Source organism: Micromonospora sp. 4G55 (assembly GCF_016803375.1).
In genome coordinates this window covers 1-2,340 of the sequence record NZ_JAEVHN010000843.1, presented here as the reverse complement: position 1 = coordinate 2,340, position 2,340 = coordinate 1, and the positions used below count along the sequence as shown (strand labels likewise).

Genomic DNA, 2,340 nt, shown 5'->3' with positions numbered 1-2,340 from the left:
TCTACGGGATCTTCCTGCTCGTCGCGCTCTGGGTGACCAGCCAGCTCTGGGTCGACCCGGCCGGCCGGGTCGCCGCGCTCTACAGCAGCGACCCCGCCCAGGTGCAGTTCTTCCTCGCCCACTCGGTGCGCGTGGTGCTGGACGGCGAGTTCCCCTTCTTCACCGACCAGTTCAACTACCCCGACGGCGTCAACCTGATGGCCAACACGGCCGTGCTGGCGCTGGGCATCCCGATGGTGCCGATCACCCTGCTCTTCGGACCGGCCGTGTCCTTCGTGGTGCTGGTCACCCTGGGCCTCGCCGGCACCGCCGCCGCCTGGTACCACGTGTTCTCCCGGCACCTGGTCCGCCGGCGGCTGGCCGCCGCGGTGGGCGCCTGGTTCTGCGGGTTCTCACCGGCGATGCTGTCGCACGCCAACTGGCACCCCAACATCATCTCCCAGTTCCTGCTGCCGTTCATCGTCTGGCGGGTGATGGTGCTGACCCGCTCCGCCCGGCCGGTGCGCGACGGCGCGCTGCTGGCGCTGCTGGTCACCGTGCAGGCGTTCATCAACGAGGAGATCCTGCTCTTCACCGCGCTGGCCTGCGGCGTCTTCCTGACCGCGATGGTGGTGCAGCGCCCGGCGCTGTGGTCGGTGGCCTGGCGCCCGCTGGCCAAGGGGCTGCCGGTGTGCGCGGTGCTGGCCGGGGCGCTGCTGGCGTACCCGCTCTACATCCAGTTCGCCGGGCCGATGGCGTACCACGGGCTCAGCGACGCGGTCCGCGACTACGGCAACGACATCGCCGCCTTCTTCGCCCCCGGCTCGCCGACCTTCGGCGGCAACGAGCGGGCGAACGTCAACCTGGCCCCGAACTACTCCGAGGAGAACGCCTTCTTCGGCTGGAGCCTGTCGCTGCTCGCCGTCGGCATCGTGGTCTGGCTGCGCCGCGAGGTGCTGGTCCGCGCGCTCGCCGCGACCGGGTTCTTCTTCGCCGTGCTCTCGCTCGGCGAGCGGGTGTCCTGGTGGGACCGGGACCTCTTCACCGGCCCGTGGGACCTGCTGGTCCGGCTGCCGCTGCTCGACGCGGTGGTGCCGACCCGGTTCGCCCTGATCACCAGCGTGGTGATCGGCATGCTGCTGGCGCTGGCCGTGCAGCGGGCGTGGACGCTGCGCGGCATCGAGTGGCGGCACGCGAAGACGGTCACCGTCGGCGCCCTGGTGCTCGCGCTGCTGCCGATCGTGCCGATGCCGTTGAAGGTGACCTCCCGTCCGCCGGTGCCGGCCTTCATCACCGCCGATCGCTGGCGGGAGTACGTCGGCCCGGACCAGACGCTGGTGCCGGTGCCCGTGCCCAGCATGGGCAACACGAACGGGATGCGGTGGGCGGCCTCCACCAACCTCGACTTCAAGATCCCCGGCGGCTACTTCCTGGCCCCACGCAACGGCAACACCGGCGACCCGGGTCGCTTCGGCGGCCGGCCCAGCGGCATCGGCGAGCTGCTCGACGAGGTCGCCACCACCGGGCGTACGCCCAAGCTGGACGACCGGCAGCGCCGCCGCTGCCTGGACGAGCTGCGCCACTGGAACGCGGCGGTCCTGGTGCTGCCGGTACGCCAGCAGCACGCCGAGCCGCTGCGGCGCACCGTCGAGCAGCTGGTCGGCCCCGCGAAGCGGGAGCTGGACGTCTGGGTCTGGGACGTCCGGCCGCTGACCGCCCGTACCGCCTGACCTCCCCGCCCTCGGCGGGCCGGGTGGGCGGTCAGCCGACCAGCGGGCGCACGTCCCAGAGCCACACGTCGTCGACCCGCTGCGCCGGCCCGATCAGGCCGGTCATCAGCTCGCGCAGCACCGCCTCGCGCGGGTGTGCGCCGAGCACCACCACCGAGGCCTTCCAGTAGCGCAGGTCCTCGACCGCCTGGCGGCGGTTCTCCTCGGTCAGCGCCGGCACGGTGCCGGTGTCCATGCTGGAGTAGATCAGCGTGCTGGTGGGCCGGTTCGGCGCGCCGAAGACCCCCTCACCGTCGAGGTTGGGCCCGATGAAGTAGCCGCCCGGCACTGGGAACTCGTGCCCGGTCAGCGCGCTCCAGCGCAGCGTGGGCAGGCCGTGCACGTTGCTCGGGATCGGCACCGGCACCAGGGTCCGGCCCGCCGGGACGTACGGGCGCCAGCCGCCGGCGGTGATGAAGTGCGGCGGCGGGTCGACCGGCTGCGCCGGCAGCGGACGCGGGAACAGCGGCAGTACGGCGAGCGTGATCGCCGCGTACCCGACCGGCCGGACCCAGCGCCGCCGGGCTGGCGTGGCTCTCGCCGCCGTCGTGCCGGCGTCGTCGGCCGCCGCGCGGGGCGCGGGGACCCGGGC

General features: G+C 73.1%; 1 protein-coding gene and 1 pseudogene. One reads left to right on the top strand and one right to left on the bottom strand.

All coding sequences use genetic code 11. The features are described from left to right. A partial coding sequence (locus JNW89_RS35040) for a hypothetical protein (RefSeq protein ID WP_238452287.1) occupies positions 1-1,709 on the top strand: 1,709 nt, incomplete at its 5' end. Positions 1,710-1,740: 31 nt separating this feature from the next. Here JNW89_RS35040 and JNW89_RS35035 read toward each other — a convergent pair. Next, positions 1,741-2,340, bottom strand: a pseudogene (locus JNW89_RS35035) (hypothetical protein); the annotation flags it as partial.